This window comes from Pseudomonas sp. NKUCC02_KPG, from assembly GCF_019345465.1.
Lineage (GTDB): Bacteria > Pseudomonadota > Gammaproteobacteria > Pseudomonadales > Pseudomonadaceae > Aquipseudomonas.
This window is the reverse complement of sequence record NZ_JAHKRC010000007.1, coordinates 1-22,710: the sequence shown is the minus strand read 5'-3', so window position 1 is coordinate 22,710 and position 22,710 is coordinate 1. Positions and strand designations below refer to the sequence as shown.

Genomic DNA, 22,710 nt, shown 5'->3' with positions numbered 1-22,710 from the left:
CGGGCGACAGCCTGGCCGACGACCTCCTGATACTGCTTTTTGCGTGCGCTGCACGTCTAGCTCTGTGCTTTTGCAAACAATTTGTTATCTTTCAAAACCTGCCCAGCCCCTGCCGGCGAAGTTGCAGCTTTTGCCGAGCCTAATAAGAGAAGCATTACCCCATGATCACAGAGCCTTCCAGTGCTGCACCGCCTTCGCGGCCGTTGACCCGTAATGACTACAAAACCTTGTCGCTGTCTGCCCTGGGTGGTGCGCTGGAGTTTTACGATTTCATTATTTTTGTGTTTTTTGCCACCGTGGTCGGCAAATTGTTCTTCCCGGCGGACATGCCCGAGTGGCTACGCCTGATGCAAACCTTCGGCATTTTTGCTGCCGGTTATCTGGCGCGTCCGCTGGGCGGCATTGTCATGGCGCACTTTGGTGACCTGCTGGGGCGCAAAAAGATGTTCACCTTGAGCATCTTCATGATGGCCGTACCGACCCTGATCATGGGCTTGCTGCCGACCTATGCGCAGATCGGCATGTGGGCGCCGATCCTGTTGCTGCTGATGCGTGTGATTCAGGGCGCCGCCATTGGTGGTGAAGTGCCGGGAGCCTGGGTATTTGTGGCCGAGCACGTACCGCCACGCCATGTGGGCTATGCCTGCGGCACACTGACCTGCGGGCTGACGGCAGGGATTCTGCTGGGCTCGCTGATGGCCACGGCCATCAATACGATCTACACACCGGCTGAAGTCTCTGATTTCGCGTGGCGGATCCCGTTCCTGATGGGCGGTGTATTCGGTTTGTTCTCGGTCTACCTGCGTCGCTGGTTGCACGAGACTCCGGTGTTCGCCGAGTTGCAACTGCGCAAGGCGCTGGCCGCTGAAGTCCCGCTCAAGACCGTGTTGCGTGATCACCGCGGGGCGATTGTGATCTCGATGCTGCTGACCTGGTTGCTGTCTGCCGGGATCATTGTGGTCATCCTGATGACGCCGACGGTTCTGCAAACCATCTACGGTTTTTCTGCGACGACCTCGTTGCAGGCCAACAGCCTTGCGATCGTTTTCTTGAGCTTGGGCTGCATTGCCTCGGGCGCCCTGGCTGACCGCTTTGGTGCGGGCAAAGTGTTTGTGGTGGGTTGCGCCGGGTTGCTGATCAGCTCGTGGACCTTCTATCACAGCCTGCTGCAACACCCCGACTGGTTGTTCCCGTTGTATGCCCTGAGCGGTCTGTTTGTAGGCACCATCGGCGCCGTGCCCTACGTGATGGTCAAAGCTTTCCCGGCGGTGGTGCGCTTTAGTGGTCTGTCGTTTTCCTACAACCTGGCCTACGCCATCTTTGGCGGCCTGACCCCAATGGCCGTGACCTTGTTGCTCAAGGAGAGCCCGATGGGCCCGGCGTATTACGTGGCAATCATTTGCACGATGGGCCTGCTGGTGGGTGCTTACCTGTGGAAGAAGGGGCGCTGATCGACGGCTTGTCTGTCGCGACACCTCATTAGCCTCTCCCTGAAGGCCATCATTTGTAACGAATGATGGCCTTTCATCTAATTGTCACAATCGGTTCATAGAGTAGTCACATGGCCTGCAGATACTGGCCCCCGATTCATCTAACCCCGTTTGTTAGGAGTAAGGCATGAAACTGAAGCGTGTTATGGCGGCCCTGACTTTTGTTGCCGCAGGCGTTGCAACTGCCAATGCGGTTGCCGCTGGTGTTGACCCGGCTATTCAGCCCTATGTGAAGACAACAGGTGTATCGGGCAACCTGTCCAGCGTTGGTTCTGACACCCTGGCGAACTTGATGACCTTGTGGGCCGAGGCTTACAAGAAAGAATATCCAAACGTGAACATCCAGATTCAAGCTGCCGGCTCTTCGACCGCGCCGCCTGCGATTACTGAAGGCACCGCTAACCTGGGCCCGATGAGCCGCAAGATGAAAGACAACGAACTGGCTGCTTTCGAGCAGAAGTACGGCTACAAACCGACCGCTATCCCGGTGGCAGTGGATGCCCTGGCCGTGTTCGTGCACAAAGACAACCCGATCAAGCACATGACCATGGAGCAAGTAGACGCTGTCTTCTCCTCCACGCGTCTGTGTGGCGGCAAATCCGACATCAAGACCTGGGGTGATCTGGGTGTGACGGGCGACCTGGCCAACAAGCCGGTGCAACTGTTTGGTCGTAACTCGGTATCCGGCACTTACGGTTACTTCAAGGAAGAAGCCCTGTGTAAAGGCGACTTCAAGCCTAACGTGAACGAACAGCCGGGCTCTGCCTCGGTGGTTCAGTCGATCAGCAGCTCGCTGAACGGTATCGGTTACTCGGGTATCGGTTACAAGACCGCCAGTGTGAAGACCGTGCCTTTGGCTAAAAAAGGCAGCACCGAGTTCATCGAAGACACCGAAGAAAACGCATTGAACGGCAAATACCCGCTGTCGCGTTTCCTCTACGTGTATGTGAACAAGGCGCCGAACAAGCCGCTGAACCCGCTCGAAGCCGAGTTCATCAAGCTGGTTCTGTCCAAGCAAGGTCAGGAAGTGGTTGTCAAAGACGGCTACATCCCTCTGCCAGCCAAAGTCGCTGCCAAAGCCTTGGCTGACCTGGGCCTGAAAGAAGGCGGCGCTGACGTCGCCAAGAAGTAATGGCTATGTAGTCGCTGCCGAAGGCTGCGAAAAGGATCGCGCAGACCTCAGATCAACGGGTTGCTGCGCAACCCTTCGCAGCCTGCGGCAGCGACTACAGGGTTATTTCACTTCTGCTTCATCTCATTTTTCACTCCGCTGCCGGCACCGTTGGGCGGCGGATTTTTTGCGTCACTGCTTTGTCATCTTTCTGTCATACAGGACCGCTAGGGTGTGCGCATGAATGATCTGGCCAATTCCCCAATGACTACGACATCCGCTCCCAAGCGCATTGATTTCAATACGCCTGAACTGCAGCGCAAGCGCCGCATCCGCGCGCTTAAAGACCACTTGACCCGCTGGTATGTATTTATCGGCGGTCTTGCCGTGCTCGGCGCCATTACCCTGATTTTCTTCTTCCTGGGCTATGTGGTTTACCCACTGTTCCAGGGCGCCGACCTGAATGCCAAGCAGGCGATTACGCCGGTCTGGATGCAGGACGCCGGCAAGCCTTTGATGATCTCCGTCGAGGAGCAGAATCAGGTCGGCATGCGGGTATCCGACAAGGGCATGGTGCTGTTCTTCAATGTGAAGAATGGCGAAGAGCTGTCGCGGGTCAACTTGCCGTTGCCAGCGGGCACGCAAGTGACTTCGTTGGGCGAGGATCAGCCGGGTAATCCGGTGGTTGTACTGGGCTTGTCCAACGGCCAGGCGCTGGTGTTCCGTCACACCTATCGCGTCAGCTACCCGGACAACAAAAAGACCATCACCCCTGCAGTTGAGTACCCCTACGGTGAAACGCCCGTCGTCCTGGACCCGCAAGGCAGGGCACTGGATCACGTTAACCTCAGCGTGAACGATTCGACGCTGGTGCTGGCGGGTTCAACCGGCGCGCAGTTGCATGTGGTGTCGTTGGCCCGCGAAGAAAACATGATGACCGAAGAGGTCACGAACACCGAGACCCGCATCGATCTGCCGCAAATGACCAAGCAGGTTAAAGCGCTCTACATCGACCCGCGTCAGCAGTGGTTGTATGTGGTGAACGATCGGGCCCTGGTGGATGTGTTCAGCCTGCGCGACAAGAGCCTCAACGGTCGTTACACGCTGGTAGATGACGCAACGACCGAGATCACTGCCAGTACGCAGCTGGTGGGTGGCATCTCGCTGATCTTTGGTGATTCGAAGGGCGGTCTGAGCCAGTGGTTCATGGCCCGCGACCCGGATGGCGAACAACGTTTCAAGCATATTCGCAGCTTCCAGATGGGCACTTCGCCGATTGTTGAAATCACTGCCGAGCAGCGTCGCAAGGGCTTCCTGGCCCTGGATGCGGCCGGTGAGATCGGTGTGTTCCACAGCACTGCGCACCGCACCCTGTTGGTCGAAAAAGTTGCCGAAGGCCCTGGCATCATGGCGTTGTCGCCGCGTGCCAACCGCATCATCGTGGAAGAGGGCGGCAAGCTGCTGCCACTGACCTTGAAGAACCCGCACCCGGAAGTGTCCTGGAGCGCGCTGTGGAGCAAGGTCTGGTACGAGAACTACGACGAGCCTAAATACGTCTGGCAGTCGACCGCCGCCAACACGGACTTCGAACCGAAGATGAGCCTTGCGCCATTGACCTTCGGTACGTTGAAGGCTGCGTTCTACGCCATGCTGCTGGCTGCGCCACTGGCCGTAGCTGCCGCGATTTACACCGCTTACTTCATGGCGCCGAGCCTGCGCCGCAAGGTCAAGCCGGTGATCGAGCTGATGGAAGCGATGCCGACGGTGATTCTGGGCTTCTTTGCCGGTCTGTTCCTGGCACCGTATGTCGAGGGGCATCTGCCGGGGATCTTCAGTCTGTTGATGTTGATGCCGATTGGTATTTTGGTTGCCGGTTTCACCTGGAGCCGTCTGCCCGAGTCGATCCGCCTGCGAGTACCGGATGGTTGGGAAAGCATGATCCTGATTCCGGTGCTGCTGTTTGTGGGCTGGCTGTCGCTGTACATGAGCCCGTATATGGAAGCCTGGTTCTTTGGCGGTGACATGCGCATGTGGATCTCCCACGACCTGGGCATTACCTACGACCAGCGCAACGCACTGGTAGTGGGCCTGGCAATGGGTTTTGCGGTTATCCCCAACATCTACTCGATTGCTGAAGATGCCGTGTTCAGCGTGCCTCGTGGCCTGACTCTGGGTTCGCTGGCGCTGGGTGCCACACCGTGGCAAACCATGACCCGCGTGGTGATCCTGACGGCCAGCCCGGGGATCTTCTCGGCACTGATGATCGGCATGGGCCGTGCGGTCGGCGAGACGATGATTGTGTTGATGGCCACCGGTAACACCCCGGTCATGGAAATGAACCTGTTCGAAGGCCTGCGTACCTTGGCGGCAAACGTGGCGGTGGAAATGCCGGAGTCGGAAGTAGGCGGTAGCCATTACCGCGTGCTGTTCCTCTCGGCGCTGGTGCTGCTGCTGTTCACCTTTGTCATGAACACTCTTGCCGAGCTGATCCGTCAGCGTCTGCGCAAGAAATATTCGTCGCTTTAAGGAAGGTAGAAGTCTGTGAAACAGAACTCCCTCAAAGGCTGGTTCAAGAGCGGCGCTCCTGGCGTCTGGATCAGCGGTGGTGCGGTGTCCATCGCCGTCATCATGACCATCGGCTTGCTGTCGGTGATCGCCGTGCGTGGCCTGGGTCACTTCTGGCCTGCCGATCTGATCCACGCCGAGTACAACGTGCCGGGTGATGCCAATCACCTGGTGGTCGGCGAAGTGGTGCAAAAGGAAGAAGTACCCCGCGAGCGTCTGAAAAGCGCGGGCTTGCCAGTCCCTGAGCAGGGCCCGGAGTTCATGACTCGCGAGCTGATCAAGGTCGGCAACCGTGACTTGAACGGCAACGACTTTACCTGGGTGGTCGGCGAGTGGCTGACGAACCAGAGCACGCCGCCAGAGCTGATGGCCATTGAGCGCCGCGAGTGGGGCAACTTTTACGGTTATCTGGTTAACGTGAAAGAAAACGGCAAGGTGGTGGCAGAAGGTGCCGCCGCCTGGCCAGAGCTGCAAGCCCGGGTCAAACGTGTGAATGACCTGGCATCGCAACTCAGCCAGCTTGAGAAAAAAGACATCGGCGCGATCAACTACGGGCTGGAGCGTATCCGCCTGCATGGTCGCAAGCTGGAACTGGAAGGCAAGCTGACCCCGCAGGCACAAGCCGACATGGAAGCCGAACGCGCCGAGCTGAATGCGCGTTACAAGGCCATCGAAGACCGCCTGGGTGAGTTGCACGCACAGTTCAACCGCGACAGCCTCACGGCTCGCGATGCCAACGGCAAAGAGCTGGAAATTGGCATCGGCAAAGTGGTCAAGGCCTACCAGCCGAACGCCATGAACAGCTGGCAGAAACTGGCCATGTATTTCAGCAACATCTGGGAGTTCCTGAGCCAGGATCCCCGTGAAGCCAACACCGAGGGCGGGATCTTCCCGGCCATTTTCGGCACGGTGATGATGACGTTGATCATGGCTGTGATCGTGACGCCGTTTGGTGTGCTGGCAGCGGTTTACCTGCGTGAATATGCCAAGCAAAACACCCTGACCCGGGTGATCCGTATTGCGGTGAACAACCTGGCGGGTGTACCGGCCATTGTTTACGGCGTGTTTGGTCTGGGCTTCTTTGTGTATGTGCTGGGTGGTTCGGTAGACCGCTTGTTCTTCGCTGAAGCATTGCCTGCGCCGACCTTTGGTACGCCGGGCTTGATGTGGGCTTCACTGACGCTGGCGCTGCTGGCGGTGCCGGTAGTGATCGTGGCCACTGAGGAAGGGCTGGCGCGCATTCCGCGTACCGTTCGCGAAGGCTCGCTGGCGTTGGGTGCGACCAAATCCGAAACGCTCTGGAAGATCGTGCTGCCGATGGCCAGTCCGGCCATGATGACCGGCATGATCCTCGCCGTGGCCCGTGCGGCCGGTGAAGTGGCACCGCTGATGCTGGTGGGCGTGGTCAAGCTGGCGCCGTCGCTGCCGCTGGACGGCAACTACCCGTACTTGCACCTTGACCAGAAGATCATGCACTTGGGCTTCCATATTTATGACGTCGGCTTCCAGAGCCCGAACGTCGAAGCTGCACGCCCGCTGGTCTATGCCACGGCGCTGCTGCTGGTGCTGGTCATCGCGACCCTGAACCTGTCGGCGGTGTGGATTCGTAACCACCTGCGCGAGAAGTACAAGGCGCTGGATAGCTGATAGACACATGACCTGTGGGGGCGGGCTTGCCCGCGATGGTATCGGTAAGGTTTCAACGTGAAACCGAGGTGCCTGAATCGCGAGCAAGCCCGCCCCCACAGAAGAAACCCGGTGACTGAAAACCGGAACGAATTTTTAGCGTATGGAGTAACCCATGCAGCATGAATCCTCAGCCCACGGCATCAACATGTCAGCCTTGGGTCGCACCAAACAAAGCTTGAACCTGGACAACGAAGAAGTCGCCATTGAAGTGCCGGGCCTGAATCTTTACTACGGCGAAAAACAAGCGCTGTACGACGTGTCCCTGAATATTCCGAAGCAACGGGTCACGGCGTTTATCGGTCCATCGGGCTGTGGCAAGTCTACGCTGCTGCGTACCTTCAACCGCATGAACGATCTGGTAGACGGTTGCCGCGTAGAAGGCGAGATCAACCTGTACGGCAACAACATCTACCGCAAGGGCGAGGACGTCGCTGAGCTGCGCCGTCGCGTCGGTATGGTGTTCCAGAAGCCTAACCCGTTCCCCAAGACCATTTACGAGAACGTGGTCTACGGCCTGCGGATTCAGGGCATCAACAAAAAGCGCGTTCTGGACGAAGCGGTTGAATGGGCACTCAAGGGCGCGGCGTTGTGGGATGAGGTCAAGGACCGCCTGCACGAATCGGCACTGGGCCTGTCCGGTGGTCAGCAACAGCGTCTGGTGATTGCCCGCACCATCGCGGTAGAACCCGAAGTGTTGCTGCTCGATGAGCCTTGCTCGGCACTCGATCCGATCTCGACATTGAAGGTCGAAGAGCTGATCTATGAGCTCAAGTCCAAGTTCACCATCGTGATCGTGACCCACAACATGCAACAGGCGGCTCGTGTTTCGGACTACACGGCGTTCATGTACATGGGCAAAATGGTTGAGTACGGCGACACCGACACGCTGTTCACCAACCCGGCCAAGAAGCAGACCGAAGACTACATCACCGGGCGCTATGGCTAGTTTGAGCGGCAGTGACCGTTCGACGTATCGACAATTCGGCTAGCCGCTTACAGCGCGCAGCTCACAGCTTTTGCGGAGCAGAACCATGATTTCAAAGGATGGCCTCACCCATCACATTTCCGCGCAGTTCAACGCGGAACTCGAAGACGTGCGCAGCCACCTGCTGGCGATGGGCGGCCTGGTCGAGAAGCAGGTCAATGATGCGGTGACCGCGTTGATCGAGGCCGACTCGGGCCTGGCCCAACAGGTGCGCGAGATTGATGAACAGATCAACCAGATGGAGCGCAACATCGACGAGGAATGCCTGCGCATTCTGGCCCGTCGTCAGCCTGCGGCCTCTGACTTGCGTCTGATCATCAGCATCTCCAAGTCGGTGATCGACCTTGAGCGCATCGGTGACGAAGCGACCAAAATCGCGCGCCGGGCCATCCAGTTGTGCGAAGAGGGTGAGGCGCCGCGGGGTTATGTTGAAGTGCGTCACATCGGCGATCAGGTGCGCAACATGGTGCGCGATGCACTGGACGCCTTTGCCCGTTTCGATGCCGACCTCGCCCTGTCGGTGGCCCAGTACGACAAAATCATCGACCGCGAATACAAGACCGCGCTGCGTGAGCTGGCCACTTACATGATGGAAGACCCGCGCTCGATCTCGCGCGTGCTGAGCATCATCTGGGTGCTGCGTTCGCTGGAGCGTATCGGTGATCACGCCCGCAATATCTCGGAACTGGTGATTTATCTGGTGCGCGGTACTGACGTGCGGCACATGGGCCTCAAGCGCATGCGCGAAGAAGTTCAGGGCACCGGCGCGGATAGCGCTAATGTTGCGCCGCCGCCTGACGATAAATAAGACAGCCTGATCTAAAAAGCGCCCGGCTCATTGCCGGGCGTTTTGGTTTTTGGGCGTTCATATCCAAGGAGCAGTCGATGAGCAAGGTGAGTGTGCTGGTGGTGGATGACGCGTCGTTTATTCGTGACCTGATTAAAAATTGCCTGCGTAACTATTTTCCGGGTATCAGGATCGAAGACGCGGTCAACGGCCGCAAAGCCCAGACCCTGCTGACCCGCGAAGCCTTCGATCTGGTGCTGTGCGACTGGGAAATGCCAGAGATGTCCGGCCTTGAGCTGTTGAGCTGGTGTCGCGAGCAGGACCGGCTGAAAACGTTGCCCTTTATCATGGTCACCAGCCGAGGTGACAAAGAGAACGTGATCCAGGCCATTCAGGCAGGGGTTTCGGACTTCGTCAGCAAGCCTTTTACCAACGAGCAGTTGCTGTCCAAAGTGAAGAAAGCGTTCACCAAGGCCGGGTTGCTCGACTCGGTGATGTCCAGCGCACCGGCACGCATGAACTCGGCGTTTGGCAATGATTCGCTCAATGCGTTGACCGGCGGCAAGGCGCAGGTCGTAGCCCCTGCACCGGCGGCCCCTGCACCGCGACCGGTCCCAGTGCCCGCGCCGACACTGACAAGCCGTGGCCAAGGACAACTGCGTTTGCCCAGCGGTATACAGACGTGTGTGATCAAGGCACTGAGCCTTAAGGAGGCGCTGCTGGTGGTGCGTCGCGGCGACGTGCTGCCTCAGGTGCTGGACAGCGCCGTACTGGACCTTGAGCAGGGCGAGAGCGCCGAGGTGGCGCGCTTGAATGGTTATCTGCATGCCATCGTGGCGTATGAGCCAAAACCGGACAGTGCCTGGCTGCAACTGACCTTCCGCTTTGTCGATCAGGATGCCGACAAAATGAACTACCTGTCACGACTGATTGCACACGGCACGGCACAGAAGCATTTTGTGCCGGGTGCGTGAAGTGCCCTTGTGGATCAGGGCAGCTGCAACCCGCCCGATGCCTTGTGGATCGCCCGCAGGTGTTCGCCAATCTGTTTGACGTTGGCTTCAGTCGCTGCAATTTCAGCGGCTCGGGAAGGCTCCAGCAGGCTGCGCACTTCCTTGTCCAGGTCAGTGGTCAGGCGCAGCAGTTGCTGCTGGCGCTGACTGCTTTCGGACTCGAGCATTTCCCACTCCCTGGTTTGGGGCAGGCCGTAGCCATTGCTGCCGAGCAACTCGGCCGGGCGGCTGAGAAAGCCGCTGCTGGCGAGAATTTCCTGCAGGGTCTTGTTGGCCTTGTCCATGCCGCCATCCTTGAGCCCGCGTGCGCCCAGGTACTTTTGTTTGACCTCATCCTGAGCCAGCAGCAGTTGTCGGCGAAAGCCGGCTTGCTCCAGTAGCAACAAGGCTGCGCTGGCGCGCAAGTCGGCTTGCGCGATCCACGGGCGGCGTTCGTCCGCGTTCAGGGCCAACCAGTCTTCGACGGTGGTTTGCTTGATCGGCAAGCGGGTCTTGAGTACATCGAACATCGCCTGGTAGCGATCACGGTAGGAGTCAAAGCGATAACCCAGGCGCAGCGCTTCCTTGGGATCGTCCAGCACGCTGGTATCCGCCAGCCCCCGGGCTTTGAGTACTTCAAGCAAACCGTTGGGCACAATGCTGTCCAGGCCCTTGAGCTGGGCATTGTTGCTGCCGCTGCGCAGCAGTTTCAGGGTCTCGACCGCGCAGTTGTTGGAGATGAAGTAGTAGTCGCCGTCATAGCTCCAGTGCATCTCGGCCGCGTGCTCAACCACTTCCTCGATTTCCGGGCGGCTCAGTTTGAGCGGTACGGAAGCCAGGCTGCGCAGTTCAGTCTTGGTGTATTCGTCGATCACTTGAGCCAGCGGTAATACGAACAGGCGCGAAGGGTAGGCACCGGTCAGGCCGTCCCAACTTGAGAGCTGTACGTCATTGACGAACGCCCGGTAGGACAGCACCAGGTGTTCTTGCAAGTCGAGTCGGCAGTCCGGGCCGCGTGGTCGACCTGGGGCGCAGATCACCAGACGGAGCATGCTGTGACCCCAGCGGCTGGCCCATTCCTGATTGGCTTCGGCCAGCAGGTAGTCGACCGCGTACACCCGCTCCGGGTCTACGGTACCCAGCGGGGTCTTGGCGAAATCGTTGCCGGCATTTAGGAAGGCAAAGCCTTTGGGGCACTCGTCCCTGGCGGCGGGTGCCCAGCCGAAATGTTCTTTGTAGTAGCGATACAGTGCCGGTCGGCGACAGGCATAGGCCGGGTCGAGGAGGAAGTACTCCATGTTGACCGCGACAAACTCCTTGGGGCTGCTGATTTCGTAGAGATCGGGGCTGCGCACGACCTGGTGGTTTTCTTGTTCGCGCTCGCCACGGCGGCCCACGTATTGCTGCCAGCCGGCCAGGTCGAGCAGGCGCGGATCATCACTGAGGGTGAAGCGGCGCTCGGTCTGCCCGCGACATTGATCAGGCAGGCCAATCAGGCCCGCGTTGCTGTTTTGTCGGGTACAGCGCCGGATCAGCGTGCGCTCGGCTGCGGGCCAGAGTCGGGCGCGATCGTAGAGGTGGGTGAGTTCATGCAAGACGGTGGCGAGCATTTCACGGCGCACGGTGCCGTGGGGGCGGTTGGTCTGCTGGGTGGCAGCCGAACCATCGGTCAGCCCTGCCAGGAGCGTGCGATTGAGGTCCAGCTCGGAGGTCAGCGATGCCTGGCCGTAGGCGTTGCTGGGCATGTCATCCGTCCAGCCCACCAGAATCTGCCGATCCAATTGCTCGATAAAACGCGGTGGCAGGCTCTGCATGGCCTCATCCAGCAAGGCCTGACTGGCCTGTTGCTCGGCCGGGCTCAGGCCTTCGGTCTTGAGTTGCAGATGCAGCGCGGCCTGGGCGCTGCTGGTGATCAGCAGCAGGCCACAGGCTGCGAGCCAGCGCGTTAGCGACCTCACAGTGCGAGGATGGCTTCGGCGAGATCCTGGTCACTGGCGTTGCGGGCTTCAGGCACGCGGTCACGCAGGGTGCTGAAGGCTGCTTCCAGTTGCACGCCGCGGATATCGCCCTGGCTGGCGACAAAGGTAGCCGCGTCGTCGTGGGCTTCACGCACGACTTTAGAGTCGCGGATGGAGGTCGTGGTGTCGGACGTGAAATCGATGGTGCGACCAAAGGCGCGCACGATGATGTTGCTGGTCTGCACAACGGTTTGTGCTTGCGCTACATCGGCGAGTAGCAAAAAGCCAAGGGTGGCGACAATTAAAGGGCTGCGCATGAAGTATCTCCAGGAAAAGCGGGTATTTATTGGACGAGAATTGTCTGTGCCAGTTCAAGGTCGCTGGCACTCAATTTTGGCGTGTTCTGGCGCAGATAGCGCAAGGCAGACTCCAGCTGCGCTCCTCTTGTCTGACCATCACTGGCAATAAAGACGGCGGCATCATCCTGGGCGGCACGTATCAGTTTGTGATCAAAAGGCGCGGACGTCACTTTACTGGTGACGTAACCACTGAGCACCACATTCTGGGTGGTCATGTCGAAGGCGTTGGCTGATTGAGTCCAGCTGAGTGCAAGAAGAGCTAATAAGGAAAAACGCATGGGTCTCGAGGCTGTTTGAATGAGAGCCAAGGCTAGCGTAATGGTCTGGGCAGGGCCAGCGCGGGGGGGCGTCTTTGTGGGCGCGGGCTTGCTCGCGATGGTGTCGACGCGGCTCAACTGAATGACCGCGCCGCCTGCATCACGAGCAAGCCCGCTCCCAAAAGAGCTGACCCGTTATGGTGTCACTTACATTCAGATCGTCAGAATGGCCTGGGCCAGCTGTGCATCGGTGGCCTGCAATTGCGGGGCTTGCTGGCGAATGGCTTCGAACGCACTTTCGAGTTTTACCCCGCGAATGGTGCCTTCGCTGGCAACAAAGCTGGCAGCGTCATCACGGGCTGCGCGTACGATTTTGTTGTCACGAAACGAACCTGTGGCATCCGATGTCAGATCGGACGTTGCCTTTAGGGTGCCCACAATGCCATCGGTCGTGACGATGAAGCTTGTGGCGTTGGCGCTGGCTGCAACGGCCAGCAGTGCCGCCGCGCTGAGTAGGCGAAGTGTGGACATGGTGAGACTCCTGAATATGAACGTATGAAAATAGACGCTTATGGACCGAATAGTAGGCTCAGGGTTGCGTCAGGCATAGGACGTTTTGGTGGGTACTGTAGGTGAAGTGCTCTAGATCAGGCATTTTGATAACTGTACCTGTTTGTTTTTTTATTATTTAAAACTGTACCTGTCTTTATGCCAAGGCTTGAAACCGTGGTCCATAAACGACAAAACCCGTCAGCGGTAATCCGCGACGGGTTCTGTTTTTTCAATTCAGGTTGCTGGCGGTGGACCGGTGGTCAGGGCCAGCGAGCGCAAGTTAGCGCCAGAACGGCTTGCTCAGCTCTTCGTAACGCTGTGCTTCGCTAATACCGGCATCAGCCAGAAGACGCGAGTCCAGTCGAGCCAATTGATGGCGGCTGGAGATGCGGCGCTGCCACAACATCAGGTTGGCAAGAACGCGCAAAGGCATGGAAGCCTGGGTGTTTACAGAGTTGCTTTCGCTGAACAGTTCGGAACTGAGTGTACGTTCCATGGTGTCATCCTTCCGCTTATGGCGGCATTGGCTAGTGGTTTAACTGATGCCAATGATCCTCCTCTTTGTCCAGTGTCTCTAGATACAGTTCACCTGTATTGCAATGGGCCAGTTAACTGTTTATGCGCGCTGTACGGGCACAAATACGCGTAACTGTACCTGTCCGCACCTAAGTGGTGCGAAATTGGCAAAAGTGGCCGTGAAAGAGTGTGTTGAAGGCGGGAAATGACCAGTACAGCAGTACAGTTTTTGAAATTAAGGGCATAAAAAGCCGCTGACAAAACGTGTTTACGTCAGCGGCTCTCTAGCTCGCGGGTTACGGCAGCATTTTTCCGGTTTCTTCCAGGTTGATATGCCAGCTCAGGGCTTCACGCAGGATGTGTGGCGTGTGGCCGCCAATCGCGCAGGCCTTGGTGAAGTAGTCATTAAGGGCTTCACGGAAGTCCGGGTGAACACAGTTGTCGATGATGACGCGTGCGCGCTCACGCGGCGCGAGGCCACGCAGATCGGCCAGGCCCTGCTCGGTCACCAGGATATCGACATCGTGCTCGGTGTGGTCGACGTGGCTGACCATTGGTACAACGCTGGAGATCGCGCCTGCCTTGGCAATCGACTTGGTCACGAAAATCGCCAGGTGTGCGTTACGGGCGAAGTCGCCCGAGCCGCCGATACCGTTCATCATCCGCGTACCGCAGACGTGAGTGGAGTTGACGTTGCCGTAGATGTCGAACTCCAGCGCGGTGTTGATGCCGATGATGCCCAGACGACGAACCACTTCAGGGTGGTTGGAGATCTCTTGCGGGCGCAACACCAGTTTGTCCTTGTAGCGCTCCAGATTGCCGAACACGTCCGAGTTGCGACGCTCCGACAATGTGATCGAGCTGCCCGAAGCGAAGCTCATCTTGCCGGCGTCGATCAGGTCGAAGGTCGAATCCTGCAGGACTTCGGAGTACATGGTCAGATCTTCGAACGGCGAGTCGATCAAGCCGCACATCACCGCGTTTGCGATGTTGCCAATACCCGCTTGCAGTGGACCGAGCTTGTTGGTCATCCGGCCAGCTTCGACTTCCTGCTTGAGGAAGTTGATCAGGTGGAAGGCGATACCGTCGGTTTCGCTGTCAGGCTCGGACACGGTGGACGGCGAATCAGGTTTGTTGGTGATCACGATGGCGACGATTTTTTCTGCCGGGATCGGGATTGCGGTGCTGCCGATGCGATCGTCGACCTTCACCAGCGGGATCGGCGTGCGCGTCGGGCGGTAAGTCGGGATATAGATGTCGTGCAGGCCTTCCAGGTTCGGGTTGTGCGCCATGTTGATCTCGACGATCACCTGTTTGGCGAAAATCGCGAAGCTGGCGGAGTTGCCCACGGAAGTCGTCGGAACGATATGGCCTTGCTCGGTAATGGCTACAGCTTCGATCACTGCGATGTCCGGCAGCTTGAGCTGATTGTTGCGCAGTTGCTCTACGGTCTCGGACAAATGCTGATCGATAAACATCACTTCGCCGGCGTTGATCGCCTTGCGCAAAGTGCTGTCCACCTGGAATGGCATGCGACGTGCCAGTACACCGGCTTCGGTCAATTGCTTGTCAAGGTCGTTGCCCAGGCTTGCGCCGGTCATCAGGGTGATTTTCAGCGGCGACTTTTTGGCACGCTCAGCCAGGGCCTGAGGGACGGCTTTGGCTTCACCGGCACGGGTAAAACCGCTCATGCCGACGGTCATGCCGTCTTGGATAAGGGCGGCGGCTTCTTCGGCGCTCATGACCTTATCGTGCAGGGAGTTCAGGCGAATACGTTCACGGTACATGGATTGTTATCTCGGGCAACGGAAGCAAGAGGCGCAGTCTATTCATTTTCAGAGCCTTTCGTCCCGCTACCATGGTCGAATGCCAGCGGCCGATTTAGAGCCTTTGGTCGGGTTCCTTGGAAAAAGAAAAACCCCGGCCATGACAGCGCCGGGGTTTTCGATATTGCGTTGATACCAGATGTTACTCGACAGCTTTAACCATATCTTCAATAACCTTCTTGGCGTCGCCGAAGACCATCATGGTTTTATCCAGATAAAACAGTTCGTTATCCAGGCCCGCATAGCCACTGGCCATTGAGCGTTTGTTAACGATGACGGTTTTGGCTTTATAGGCTTCGAGGATCGGCATGCCAGCGATCGGCGATTTTGGATCGTTCTTGGCCGCCGGGTTGACCACGTCGTTGGCGCCCAGGACGAGCACTACGTCAGCCTGGCCAAACTCGGAGTTGATGTCTTCCATCTCGAACACCTGGTCGTAAGGCACTTCGGCCTCGGCCAGCAGCACGTTCATGTGACCTGGCATACGGCCTGCAACCGGGTGAATGGCGTACTTTACGGTGACGCCGCGATGGGTCAGTTTTTCGGTCAGTTCCTTGAGCGCGTGTTGTGCCCGGGCAACAGCCAGGCCGTAGCCTGGAACGATGATCACGGTGTCGGCGTTCATCAGCAGGAAGGTGGCATCGTCAGCCGAGCCGGATTTGACCGGACGGGCCTCTTGCGTGCCAGCTGGGCCGCCAGCGTCTGTTGCGCCACCAAAACCACCGAGGATCACGTTGAAGAACGAACGGTTCATCGCCTTGCACATGATGTACGACAGGATCGCACCCGAAGAACCTACCAGCGAGCCGGCAATGATCAGCATCGAGTTGTTCAGTGAGAAGCCGATACCGGCTGCTGCCCAACCTGAGTAGCTATTAAGCATCGATACCACGACAGGCATATCGGCGCCGCCAATCGGGATGATGATCAGCACGCCCAGCACAAACGCCAGGGCCAGCATCAGCGCGAAAGCGTTGAGGTTGCCGGTCAGCATAAAGGTGATGCCCAGTGCCAGCGTGGCCAGGCCCAGTACCAGGTTCAGCTTGTGTTGGCCGCTGAACTGTACCGGTGCGCCCTGAAACAGGCGGAACTTGTACTTGCCAGAGAGTTTGCCGAAGGCGATCACCGAACCGGAGAAGGTGATTGCACCAATGGCTGCACCCAGGAACAGTTCCAGACGGTTGCCTGCAGGAATAGCGTCGCCCAGGTGTTTGACGATACCCAGGGACTGCGGTTCGACCACGGCTGCGATTGCAATGAATACCGCCGCGAGGCCGATCATGCTGTGCATGAAAGCGACCAGCTCAGGCATTTTGGTCATTTCGACGCGTTTAGCCATGATTGAGCCAGCAGTACCACCGACCAGCAGGCCGACAATCACGTAGCCGATGCCAGCCGTCGCGATCTCTGCGCCCAGCTTGTAGATCAGGCCAACCGTGGTAATGATCGCCAGGCCCATGCCGAGCATGCCGAACAGGTTGCCGCGACGTGAGGTGGTGGGGTGCGACAGGCCCTTGAGCGCCTGAATAAAGCAGATTGATGCAACCAGATACAGAACAGTGACCAGGTTCATGCTCATGGCTTGCGCACCTCTTCTTTGGCTTTAGGTGCTTTCTTCTTGAACATTTCCAGCATGCGCCGGGTGACCAAAAATCCACCGAATACGTTTACGGCAGCCAGCGCGACCGCCAGGGTGCCCATGGTTTTGCCCAGCGGGGTAACAGTCAGTGCGGCAGCGAGCATGGCGCCCACAATCACAATGGCTGAAATGGCATTGGTGACGGCCATCAAGGGTGTGTGCAGTGCAGGTGTCACGTTCCATACCACGTGATAGCCCACATAGATGGCCAGCACGAAGATGATCAGGTTGTAGATACCGGGGGAGATGAACTCTTCCATTATTTTTATCCTCAGCCGTTTTTGCGCACGACTTGACCGTCACGGCACATCAGGCACGCGGCGACGATGTCGTCTTCAAGGTTGATCTGGAACTGTCCTTCGGGGGTGAAGACCAGCTTGAGGAAGTCCAGCAGATTGCGGGCGTAGAGCGCCGAGGCGTCTGCAGCAACCATTGCGGCAAGGTTGGTGTGGCCGACGATGGTGACACCGTGCTCAACCACTACTTGGTCGGCGACGGTCAGCGGGCAATTGCCCCCTTGGGCTGCAGCCAGATCGATGACCACCGAGCCGGGTTTCATCTGGGCTACGGTTTCAGCGCTGAGCAGTACCGGAGCTTTACGGCCCGGGATCAAGGCGGTGGTGATCACGATGTCAGCCTGCTTGGCGCGTTCGTGAACAGCCTGTGCCTGGCGTTGCATCCAGCTGGCAGGCATTGGGCGTGCATAGCCGCCTACGCCAATGGCGCACTCACGCTCTTCGTCGGTTTCGTAAGGCACGTCGACGAACTTGGCGCCCAGCGATTCGATCTGCTCTTTAACGGCTGGTCGGACATCGGATGCCTCGATCACTGCGCCCAGGCGTTTGGCCGTGGCGATCGCCTGCAAGCCAGCCACGCCTGCGCCCAGAATCAGTACGCGAGCGGCCTTAACGGTCCCGGCGGCGGTCATGAGCATCGGCATAAAGCGCGGATAGTGGTGGGCGGCGACCAAGACGGCTTTATAGCCGGCGATGTTGGCCTGGGATGACAGCACATCAAGACTTTGCGCACGAGAGGTTCGGGGAGCGGCTTCGAGAGAGAAAGCGGTGATCCCGCGCTCGGCCAGTTTGGCAATGGTTTCATTGCTGAACGGGTTGAGCATGCCAATGAGCACGGTGCCAGTCTTGATCAAGGCCAGTTCGCTGTCACTTGGGGCGACAACCTTGAGAATCAGCTCTGCGCCGAAAGCATCTGTAGCGTTGCCAATAGTTGCGCCGGCGGCTTCATAAGCACTGTCGATAACGCTGGCATTGATACCTGCGCCGCTTTGAACAGTCACTTTATGGCCTTGGCCGATCAGCTTCTTGATGGTTTCCGGGGTTGCAGCAACCCGGGTTTCACCCGTATGGGTCTCGAGAGGAACACCAATGTGCACGTCATATCTCCTGCGTGATCTTTATAAGAAAGCCAGCGCACTACGGATGGTGCGACTGGGGCGGCCGATCAGCACGATCCCACCAAAGTATGGGTGGGGCGGGGCATTCTGCTGGCAATTTTTTTACCCTTCAAGGACTTATGGAGGGCGACGGGATTTTAACTACAAGTCATGCAGTGACCGAATGTCGCAATGATCGGCTGCATGCCTTTAAATACGAGGCTTTCAGAGGATTTGAGTGTTTTCTGAGTTTTTTTCACATTTCTTTTGGTTATCGCTGCATAACTTTGAGAAATACCCTGCAGGCCGCGTGGTTACTGGCTTGCAGGTTTGTCCAGTTAGACCAAAGTACAGAGTGTTTAAACGCGACATTTACGTACATATGTAGTGTGTTTTTATGTATCACTACATAGTTTGTTTGGACCATGCGGTTTTTCAAATCTGGCTGTAAGTGGCGGCCTGATTGACTAGCCAGTCTCGAAAGGCCTGCAATGAAGCTGATTCGATTTTGCGTTCTGGGATCATCAGGTAGTAAGCCTTGGTGCTGAGCAGGGTGCTCTCGTTGGCAATCACCAGGCGTTTTTCGGCCAGTTCTCGCTGAATCAGAAAGGGGGGGATAAGGGCGACGCCCATTTCATGCATGGCGGCTTGGGCCAGCATCGAGAACAGTTCATAGCGTGGCCCGGTCATGTCGCGAGGTACGTTCATGTCCTGCGCGTTGAACCATTGGCGCCAGGCATAGGGGCGTGTGGTTTGTTGCAGCAGGGGGAGTTCGCAGAGCGCTTGCGGGGTGAGGCTTTGCTGTTCCCCCAATAATGTGGGGCTGCACACGGGGACCGGGTTTTCACCCATCAGGCGGTAGGACGATGTTCCGGACCAGTCGGCATCTCCGAAGTAGATGGCAGCATCAAAGTCGGTATCGGCAAACAGAAAGGGGCGAGTGCGGTTGGTCAGGTTTACCGTGACGTCCGGATGCTGGTGCTGAAAGTCCTTGAGCCGAGGGAGTAGCCATTGCGTCCCGAAAGTGGGCACCACAGCCAGCTCGATGACGTTGGCACCCTGTTGGCCCATGACGGACAGCGTGTCCCGTTCCACGGCATCCAACTGGGTTGCTATGCGTCTGCTGTAAGAAAGGCCTGCTTCGGTCAGTTTTACGCCACGTTTAGAGCGTCGGAAGAGCTCTACGCTCAGGAACTCTTCCAGGCTGGCAATCTGGCGGCAAATAGCCCCTTGAGTGAGGGAAAGCTCGTGTGCCGCTTTGGTAAAGCTTTCATGGCGTGCTGCCGCTTCGAAGCTGATCAGGGCTGTTGTGCTAGGGATCTTGCGGCGCATGTACGGCTTCCTCACTAAACGAAGTCAGAAAAGGCTATTTATAGAGTTACGGAGTGAGAAATTATCACAGGATGGTGCTGAATCCTCGTTTGTCCTTCTATATAGAAGGGGCCTAGGATCGGCTCACGACATTTTATCTATTACGCGAGGGTTCTCTCATGGCGGGTAAAGCAAGCTTCAACTGGATTGATCCACTGTTGCTGGATCAGCAGCTCACTGAAGAAGAGCGCATGGTGCGTGACAGTGCTGAGCAGTTTGCTCAGGACAAGTTGGCGCCACGTATTCTTGATGCTTTCCGTAATGAGAAGACTGACCCTGCGATCTTCCGTGAAATGGGCGAAACCGGTTTGCTGGGTGCGATGATTCCGGAGCAGTACGGCGGTAGCGGTCTTAATTACGTCAGCTATGGCCTGATAGCTCGTGAAGTGGAGCGGGTCGATTCGGGCTACCGCTCGATGATGAGCGTGCAGTCATCTTTGGTGATGGTGCCAATCAATGAGTTCGGTACCGAGGCGCAGAAGCAAAAATACCTGCCCAAGCTGGCATCTGGCGAATGGATTGGCTGCTTCGGTCTGACGGAGCCTAACCACGGCTCTGACCCGGGCGCGATGATTACCCGTGCTCGCTCGGTTGATGGTGGCTATAGCCTGACGGGCAGCAAGATGTGGATCACCAACAGTCCTATCGCCGATGTGTTTGTGGTGTGGGCGAAAGATGATGAAGGCGACATTCGTGGCTTTGTTCTGGAAAAAGGCTGGAAGGGCCTGACTACGCCCGCGATTCACGGCAAGGTTGGCTTGCGTGCGTCCATTACTGGCGAAATCGTGATGGATAACGTGTTTGTACCCCAAGAGAACATCTTCCCGGATGTGCGCGGCCTGAAAGGTCCTTTTACCTGTCTGAATTCGGCTCGTTACGGGATTTCCTGGGGGGCGCTGGGGGCTGCTGAGTTCTGCTGGCATACGGCGCGTCAGTACACGCTGGATCGTCATCAATTTGGCCGGCCTTTGGCGGCGACCCAGTTGATCCAGAAAAAGCTGGCCGATATGCAGACCGAGATTACGCTGGCCCTGCAGGGTTGCCTGCGTCTGGGGCGGATGAAGGATGAAGGTACTGCGGCCGTTGAGATCACTTCGATCATGAAGCGCAACTCATGCGGCAAGTCGTTGGATATTGCGCGTATGGCTCGCGACATGCTGGGTGGTAACGGTATCTCGGATGAGTTCGGGGTTGCGCGTCATCTGGTCAACCTGGAAGTTGTGAATACCTATGAAGGCACTCATGACGTGCATGCCTTGATTCTTGGGCGTGCACAGACCGGCCTTCAGGCGTTCTATTAACAGGAGCTCGGCTCATGGGTGCTTTATCGCATTTGCGGGTGTTGGATTTGTCTCGGGTGCTGGCGGGGCCGTGGGCCGGGCAAATACTGGCCGACCTTGGGGCCGAAGTTATTAAGGTGGAGCGCCCGGGCAATGGTGACGACACTCGCGCCTGGGGGCCGCCCTTTCTCAAGGATGCTTATGGAGAAAGTACGGGGGAGGCTGCCTATTACTTGTCTGCAAACCGCAACAAGCAGTCGGTCACTATTGATTTCACCAAGCCTGAAGGGCAGCGGCTGGTTCGTGATCTGGCGGCCAAGTCGGACATTCTGATCGAGAATTTCAAAGTTGGGGGGCTGGAGGCGTATGGTCTGGACTATGCGTCACTAAAGGCTTTGAATCCTGACTTGATCTATTGCTCAATTACGGGATTCGGTCAGACCGGTCCCTATGCCAAGCGGGCAGGTTATGACTTTATGGTTCAGGGCCTTGGCGGTCTGATGAGCCTGACGGGGCGGCCTGAAGGTGATGATGGGGCGGGGCCGGTAAAGGTTGGGGTTGCGCTGACAGATATTTTGACCGGGCTTTACTCGGCAGTGGCGATTCTGGCTGCCCTTGCTCATCGTCAGCATGATGGTGGCGGGCAGCATATAGATATGGCGCTGTTGGATGTGCAGGTGGCTTGCCTGGCGAATCAGGCGATGAACTATTTGACTACGGGCGTAGCGCCGCAGCGCCTGGGCAATGCGCATCCGAATATCGTGCCTTACCAGGATTTTCCGACGGCAGATGGCGACTTCATTCTTACGGTAGGGAATGACAGTCAGTTCCGTAAATTTACTGAAGTGGCTGGTCGGCCTGAGCTGGGTGGGGATCCGCGCTTTGCTACCAACAAGCTGCGTGTTGCTAATCGGGCGGAGTTGGTGCCGCTTATCAGGCAGTTAACTGTTTTCAAGACCACGGCTGAGTGGGTGGCGCAGTTGGAGGCGGTTGGTGTTCCCTGTGGGCCGATCAATGACCTGGCTCAGGTATTTGCTGACCCTCAGGTGCGTGCCCGCGGATTGGCGATGCATCTACCGCATGCGTTGGCGGGGCTTGTGCCGCAGGTAGCGAGCCCTATTCGGCTGTCTGAAACGCCAGTGGAGTATCGCAATGCGCCTCCTTTGTTGGGTGAGCATACTCAGCAAGTTCTGGAGCGGGTGCTGGGGTTGGACGCGGGAGTGGTAGAGGGTTTGCGTCGGTCTGGCGTGCTGTAGCTATATAGAGGGGTGCGTCAGCACCCCTCTATATAGGTGTAATTAGGGGTATTTGGAGTTAATTGATAGTTTTACTCAATTAGCCCTTGACTAGGATTTTTAGCGGCCTATAATTCGTCCCACTTCCGGCGCAGTTGAAACGGAAAACTCCTTGAATATCAATGAGTTGGATTGTTTTGCAGTGTCAGCTTCAAGTCATCGAAGCAGGAAATTAGGTGTTGACAGCAGCTTGTAACGCTGTAGAATGCGCACCTCGGTTCAGCGAAGGCTAAACCAACCGCTCTTTAACAACTGAATCAAGCAATTCGTGTGGGTGCTTGTGGAGTCAGACTGGTAGTCAACAAGATTATCAGCATCACAAGTTACTCCGCGAGAAATCAAAGATGTAACCAACGATTGCTGAGCCAAGTTTAGGGTTTCTTAAAAACCCAAAGATGTTTGAACTGAAGAGTTTGATCATGGCTCAGATTGAACGCTGGCGGCAGGCCTAACACATGCAAGTCGAGCGGTAGAGAGAAGCTTGCTTCTCTTGAGAGCGGCGGACGGGTGAGTAATACCTAGGAATCTGCCTGATAGTGGGGGATAACGTTCGGAAACGGACGCTAATACCGCATACGTCCTACGGGAGAAAGCAGGGGACCTTCGGGCCTTGCGCTATCAGATGAGCCTAGGTCGGATTAGCTA

The 22,710-nt window shown here is 57.4% G+C and carries 19 protein-coding genes and 1 rRNA gene; 10 read left to right on the top strand and 10 right to left on the bottom strand.

Annotated features, from left to right (window positions below; genetic code table 11):
* Nucleotides 1–161 precede the first annotated feature (161 nt).
* The 7 genes from KO536_RS11125 to KO536_RS11095 all read left to right on the top strand — a co-directional run bounded on the left by KO536_RS11125 (nt 162) and on the right by KO536_RS11095 (nt 9,601).
* A complete protein-coding gene (locus KO536_RS11125; protein ID WP_133074902.1) occupies nt 162–1,451 on the top strand; it encodes an MFS transporter in 1,290 nt (429 codons plus the stop codon).
* A 166-nt stretch (nt 1,452–1,617) separates the two neighbouring features.
* Nucleotides 1,618–2,622 (top strand): phosphate ABC transporter substrate-binding protein PstS, encoded by a 1,005-nt coding sequence (locus KO536_RS11120; RefSeq protein WP_133074901.1) that lies wholly within the window; start codon nt 1,618–1,620, stop codon nt 2,620–2,622.
* Between the two features lie 219 nt (nt 2,623–2,841).
* On the top strand, nt 2,842–5,127 hold the full coding sequence (locus KO536_RS11115) for an ABC transporter permease subunit (protein WP_219261956.1): 2,286 nt from the start codon (nt 2,842–2,844) through the stop codon (nt 5,125–5,127).
* A gap of 15 nt (nt 5,128–5,142) precedes the next feature.
* Nucleotides 5,143–6,813, top strand: a complete 1,671-nt coding sequence (pstA, locus tag KO536_RS11110) for a phosphate ABC transporter permease PstA (protein ID WP_133074899.1) — start codon at nt 5,143–5,145, stop codon at nt 6,811–6,813.
* Between the two features lie 154 nt (nt 6,814–6,967).
* Nucleotides 6,968–7,801, top strand: coding sequence for a phosphate ABC transporter ATP-binding protein PstB (gene pstB / locus KO536_RS11105; protein WP_133074898.1), 834 nt, complete (start codon nt 6,968–6,970; stop codon nt 7,799–7,801).
* Nucleotides 7,802–7,886: 85 nt separating this feature from the next.
* Nucleotides 7,887–8,648, top strand: a complete 762-nt coding sequence (gene phoU / locus KO536_RS11100) for a phosphate signaling complex protein PhoU (RefSeq protein ID WP_133074897.1) — start codon at nt 7,887–7,889, stop codon at nt 8,646–8,648.
* 77 nt (nt 8,649–8,725) lie between these two features.
* Entirely contained in the window at nt 8,726–9,601 is an 876-nt protein-coding gene (locus tag KO536_RS11095) for a response regulator (protein WP_133074896.1), read from the top strand.
* 14 nt (nt 9,602–9,615) lie between these two features.
* On the opposite strand, the gene KO536_RS11090 is transcribed toward KO536_RS11095, so the two are convergent.
* The 10 genes from KO536_RS11090 to KO536_RS11045 all read right to left on the bottom strand — a co-directional run bounded on the left by KO536_RS11090 (nt 9,616) and on the right by KO536_RS11045 (nt 19,451).
* Nucleotides 9,616–11,577: a DUF4105 domain-containing protein gene (locus KO536_RS11090; protein ID WP_219261955.1), complete on the bottom strand. Its 1,962-nt coding sequence runs from the start codon at nt 11,575–11,577 to the stop codon at nt 9,616–9,618.
* Nucleotides 11,574–11,894, bottom strand: coding sequence for a DUF2388 domain-containing protein (locus tag KO536_RS11085; protein ID WP_133074894.1), 321 nt, complete (start codon nt 11,892–11,894; stop codon nt 11,574–11,576). The genes KO536_RS11090 and KO536_RS11085 overlap by 4 nt, the downstream gene beginning before the upstream one ends.
* 26 nt (nt 11,895–11,920) lie before the next feature.
* Entirely contained in the window at nt 11,921–12,214 is a 294-nt protein-coding gene (locus KO536_RS11080; protein WP_133074893.1) for a DUF2388 domain-containing protein, read from the bottom strand.
* Nucleotides 12,215–12,406: 192 nt separating this feature from the next.
* Nucleotides 12,407–12,724 (bottom strand): DUF2388 domain-containing protein, encoded by a 318-nt coding sequence (locus KO536_RS11075; protein WP_133074892.1) that lies wholly within the window; start codon nt 12,722–12,724, stop codon nt 12,407–12,409.
* A gap of 301 nt (nt 12,725–13,025) precedes the next feature.
* The gene (locus KO536_RS11070) at nt 13,026–13,241 is read right to left on the bottom strand and encodes a DUF1127 domain-containing protein (protein ID WP_019826986.1); all 216 of its coding nucleotides are present in this window, start codon (nt 13,239–13,241) and stop codon (nt 13,026–13,028) included.
* Nucleotides 13,242–13,557: 316 nt separating this feature from the next.
* The gene (locus tag KO536_RS11065) at nt 13,558–15,048 is read right to left on the bottom strand and encodes an acetyl-CoA hydrolase/transferase family protein (protein ID WP_133074891.1); all 1,491 of its coding nucleotides are present in this window, start codon (nt 15,046–15,048) and stop codon (nt 13,558–13,560) included.
* A 181-nt stretch (nt 15,049–15,229) separates the two neighbouring features.
* Entirely contained in the window at nt 15,230–16,666 is a 1,437-nt protein-coding gene (locus tag KO536_RS11060; RefSeq protein WP_133074890.1) for an NAD(P)(+) transhydrogenase (Re/Si-specific) subunit beta, read from the bottom strand.
* Nucleotides 16,663–16,986 carry an NAD(P) transhydrogenase subunit alpha gene (locus KO536_RS11055; RefSeq protein WP_019826992.1) on the bottom strand — a complete coding sequence of 108 codons (324 nt, stop codon included), beginning with the start codon at nt 16,984–16,986 and terminating at the stop codon, nt 16,663–16,665. The genes KO536_RS11060 and KO536_RS11055 overlap by 4 nt, the downstream gene beginning before the upstream one ends.
* 11 nt (nt 16,987–16,997) lie before the next feature.
* A complete protein-coding gene (locus KO536_RS11050) occupies nt 16,998–18,119 on the bottom strand; it encodes a Re/Si-specific NAD(P)(+) transhydrogenase subunit alpha (protein ID WP_133074889.1) in 1,122 nt (373 codons plus the stop codon).
* 435 nt (nt 18,120–18,554) lie between these two features.
* On the bottom strand, nt 18,555–19,451 hold the full coding sequence (locus KO536_RS11045; RefSeq protein ID WP_219261954.1) for a LysR family transcriptional regulator: 897 nt from the start codon (nt 19,449–19,451) through the stop codon (nt 18,555–18,557).
* A gap of 158 nt (nt 19,452–19,609) precedes the next feature.
* Between KO536_RS11045 and KO536_RS11040 the strand changes: the two genes are divergently transcribed.
* The 3 genes from KO536_RS11040 to KO536_RS11030 form a co-directional block, all read left to right on the top strand.
* Nucleotides 19,610–20,791: an acyl-CoA dehydrogenase gene (locus KO536_RS11040; protein ID WP_046809476.1), complete on the top strand. Its 1,182-nt coding sequence runs from the start codon at nt 19,610–19,612 to the stop codon at nt 20,789–20,791.
* 14 nt (nt 20,792–20,805) lie between these two features.
* Nucleotides 20,806–22,026 (top strand): CaiB/BaiF CoA-transferase family protein, encoded by a 1,221-nt coding sequence (locus KO536_RS11035; RefSeq protein ID WP_133074887.1) that lies wholly within the window; start codon nt 20,806–20,808, stop codon nt 22,024–22,026.
* A gap of 440 nt (nt 22,027–22,466) precedes the next feature.
* A 16S ribosomal RNA gene (locus tag KO536_RS11030) occupies nt 22,467–22,710 on the top strand; the annotation flags it as partial.